This window comes from Bacteroides sp. OF03-11BH, assembly GCF_003604005.1.
Lineage (GTDB): Bacteria > Bacteroidota > Bacteroidia > Bacteroidales > Bacteroidaceae > Bacteroides > Bacteroides ovatus.
Map to the genome: position 1 here is coordinate 1 of NZ_QTMW01000099.1, position 3,540 is coordinate 3,540.

General features: G+C 39.4%; 4 protein-coding genes. All 4 read left to right on the forward strand.

Annotated features, from left to right (window positions below; all coding sequences use genetic code 11):
• Window positions 1–21: 21 nt before the first annotated feature.
• Window positions 22–1,074, forward strand: coding sequence for a tyrosine-type recombinase/integrase (locus DXA54_RS27630; RefSeq protein ID WP_243647703.1), 1,053 nt, complete (start codon window positions 22–24; stop codon window positions 1,072–1,074).
• A gap of 513 nt (window positions 1,075–1,587) precedes the next feature.
• Complete coding sequence (locus DXA54_RS27640) at window positions 1,588–2,046, forward strand: DUF4375 domain-containing protein (RefSeq protein WP_087397891.1); 459 nt, start codon at window positions 1,588–1,590, stop codon at window positions 2,044–2,046.
• 54 nt (window positions 2,047–2,100) lie between these two features.
• On the forward strand, window positions 2,101–2,802 hold the full coding sequence (locus DXA54_RS27645) for a PoNe immunity protein domain-containing protein (protein ID WP_120081184.1): 702 nt from the start codon (window positions 2,101–2,103) through the stop codon (window positions 2,800–2,802).
• A gap of 9 nt (window positions 2,803–2,811) precedes the next feature.
• Complete coding sequence (locus DXA54_RS27650) at window positions 2,812–3,333, forward strand: hypothetical protein (protein WP_007480238.1); 522 nt, start codon at window positions 2,812–2,814, stop codon at window positions 3,331–3,333.
• Window positions 3,334–3,540: the final 207 nt, after the last annotated feature.

The window sequence follows — 3,540 nt, forward strand, 5'->3', positions numbered from 1 at the left end:
CTTGCCAAAGAGATATTTACGATGCAACCTTTACGGGCGCACATAGAATATGCGAACAGTCAGGCTGTCGCCCTGCTGCTCGCCCAAGACACGGGTATGGAAATGGCTGGTAACGGCTCTGCATACATAGCGTCAGCCGCTTTCAGCCTGCCGGATTTTTACGACCGCTATTCGCCCCACGCCTATATTGATTACAGCCGGGTTTACGTGCGGCATCCCAAACCCAAAAGGGAATACACACTGCCGAAAGGCTATCTCGAACTGCTGGAACAAAAGCGTTACAGCCCCTCAACCGTCAAAACATACCGTGCTTATTTCAGCGATTTCATGGAATATCACAAGGGACGGAACATCGACCGCCTGAAAGTGCCGGACATCAACAAGTACATACTCTATCTTGTGAACGAGAAGAAGATTTCGGTGTCGCAACAGAATATGCGCATCAATGCTATCAAGTTCTATTACGAGCAGGTGAAAGGCGGCAAACGGCAATACTATGGCGGTATCACCCGTGCCAAAGAGTACAAGAGCCTGCCCGAAGTGTTGAGCAAGAATGAAATTAAGCGCATCCTTGCACAAATTTCCAACATCAAGCATCACTGCATGATTTCGTTGGTTTACTCTGCCGGACTTAGAAGAAGCGAATTGCTTAACCTGACCCCGCAGGACATCAACAGTGAAACAATGTCGGTTCGTATCATGGGCAAGGGGAAGAAATGCCGTTATTCGCTCCTTTCGCCCAAGTTGCTGGAAGAACTACGGCACTACTTTCGGGAATATCGTCCACAAAAATGGTTGTTTGAGGGCGAAACACCCGGAGAGCAATATTCGGCAAGTGCATTGGTGAAAGTGCTGAAAGAAGCCGCACATCGTGCAGGCATCAAACACCGTGTACACGTACACATGCTGCGCCACTCCTTTGCCACACACTTGCTGGAACAGGGAACAGACCTGCACACGATACAGGAATTGCTGGGACACAACGACATCAAGACCACAACCATTTATCTTCATGTGTCAAGTGCCCATAAAGCAAAAATCCCTAATCCTCTTGATACACTGGATAATTCGTGAGGTGCAGTTATAGAAGTGTAGGAACGACACCATAAAGTGCGGTTATAAATAACATTAATGGTAATTAAGTATGATAGATTATTTATTTTTCAAATTTTATAGGCTATGGAAATACAGTTCTTATTCCGAAATAGCGGTTTATGCAGCTTTGTTAATTCTCGCTGTATTTCTAAATTGTAATATTCACACAATATGGGGAGTATTGGAACAATATAAAATATTGCCTTATCCAACGCGAACAATGTATAATGTGTCTTTAGGGCTGATATTCATTCTTTTATGTATTCGTTTCTGCTGGAAAAGAAGGTATAAAGCTGTCATAGAGAAGTTTAATGAAAAGCCTAATAAGAATAATCTATTGATACTTATATTATACATTTTCCTTTCGTTGTTTCTCTTTGTTTTAGAGGCTTTTTATAGTAAAGGGAAAATATAAATATACCATTAACAACGCAGGATAACGGCAAGCCGTTCCCTGCTGAACCATTATCTATAATTAATAGGAGGCAAAAAATGATGAACGATTTAGAAGAAATTTGGGAACAGAGTTTTTCTCAGCTCGGGTATAAGTTGGATTTAGTTAAGCCCAACTATCAAGAAATGGAACATGATGATAGGATGATAGCATCTCTATATTGGTTGGAATTGGAAATGTATAATGGTGGTTTTGTTCAATTTTTCTGTAATTGGGGTTATGATGCTTATTTACTTGCAGTTGAAGGTTTAGAACAAATAGGAGCTATTAATACCAAGGAACTATTATTGAAAGCTTATTCTATCATTGAAAAGTTTGAAGATGATGAACGTCTTGAAGAATTATGGGACTTACCTGAATATCTTACCCAATCAGATGATGATGAGTTATCGAAAATAGATGAAGAGTATTGGCAAGATAAGGAACAAATTTCAAGGCTTATGCTTCTGAAGTTTCATCCTGATTCAATAAAGAATATAGATAACAAGGAAAGTTAACCCCTGAATGGTGTTCCTTTCCAAACCATTAACATCAAAAAGCAGTGTACCATAATGGAAACAAGAGATAAACTTTTTACAGAAGAACAGTATTTGAAGCAACTGAAAATGTATGATGAAGATATTAGTTATTATGAACAAATGCATCTTTCAGGAAAACATATAGGTTACGATTCTTTGTTCAATTATAGGCTTCGTTATTTATTAGTACAGTATTCTATGGGACAGGATATTGATAAGCTGAAAAACAATTATGTGAAAGCCCTCAAAACAATGCCGAGATTTTGGACGGACAACGGACTTTATATTGAAATGTTGTGGCTTCTGTCAATAGGCATTATGTTGGATTACGAAGACGACCTTATACATGGTCTGGTGCAACTGATAAAAGACAGAGAAGCTAAAGACTATATTTATGATACATTGATTAGATACAGATTTCCTGATTGGGAAAGGACAACAAACCACGTATTATATCCGTCACCCTATCGAATTGCTATCACTGTTACAGAGTTGGCTGAACAAGACAAAGCAGAAGCGGTGAAACGATTGGAGAAATACCTCAAAAAAGAATGGTATCGAGGACATTCTGATTTATCTTGGCATGACGACCATAAATGTGGTATCAACCATGACGGTTATTGGTGTTTTGAAAGCGGTGCATTGGTCAAGGTCTTGGGGCTGGATGATAGCAGCCTGAAAGGGTTGCCCTACTATCCATACGACATGGTACACTGGAATGACAATATTAAATGAAGAAAAGATATGAGTTACTCTGTTTGTGCATATTTGACAGAAGCCGATAAGGTAAAGTCTGTTTATGGAACTTGTGATAATCAGCTTATAAACCAATTAAAGGTTGCGTTGAAGCAGGAACTTGACACTCTGAACGATTATTTCAGCGATAGCCTGAACACGGATAAAGATGCTTATGCAGCGTTGGCAGATATAGTGAACGGAGAAATCCGTTATCCCGAAATTGCTTTCATGTACGGGTATGTATATGAAAAGATTTGCAACCATTATGGAACGCAAATCTACTGTGCGGAAAACCTTTGGCAATTGGATAGCCAAAGTACATTCATCCCTATTCCATTGAGCAGTGATTTTCCCTATATCATCAGCATACCCGTTTCAGATTTGGAGAGCAAGCGGACGGAATACACCTCACTACAAGAGGGTAACGGTATCGGAGATTATGATTACGAGCAGGAAATGGACGACTTGAATTTCATTTTCGATGAAGCCGTTGAAGCGCAAAAAGACCTTGTTATTATGGTGTATTGATATGGTACACTGGAATGAGAATAAAATATGATGTTAATAGAGATTAGGAAATGCACCTGCGGGGTGTTGTTTACCGAAATATACAGCACCTGACAGGTGATCTTATAAATACATTCAAGACAATAAACAACTAATAATCAAAAGATTAGATGTTGAAATAGAGTAAAAAAGGATTTGTGTGCGAGCTATGAAAGAAGTGCTAAACGA

Coding starts and splice junctions, on each gene's coding strand:
- DXA54_RS27645 (WP_120081184.1), top strand. CDS start 2,101: ATGGAAACAAGAGATAAACTTTTTACAGAAGAACAGTATTTGAAGCAA.
- DXA54_RS27650 (WP_007480238.1), top strand. CDS start 2,812: ATGAGTTACTCTGTTTGTGCATATTTGACAGAAGCCGATAAGGTAAAG.
- DXA54_RS27640 (WP_087397891.1), top strand. CDS start 1,588: ATGATGAACGATTTAGAAGAAATTTGGGAACAGAGTTTTTCTCAGCTC.
- DXA54_RS27630 (WP_243647703.1), top strand. CDS start 22: ATGCAACCTTTACGGGCGCACATAGAATATGCGAACAGTCAGGCTGTC.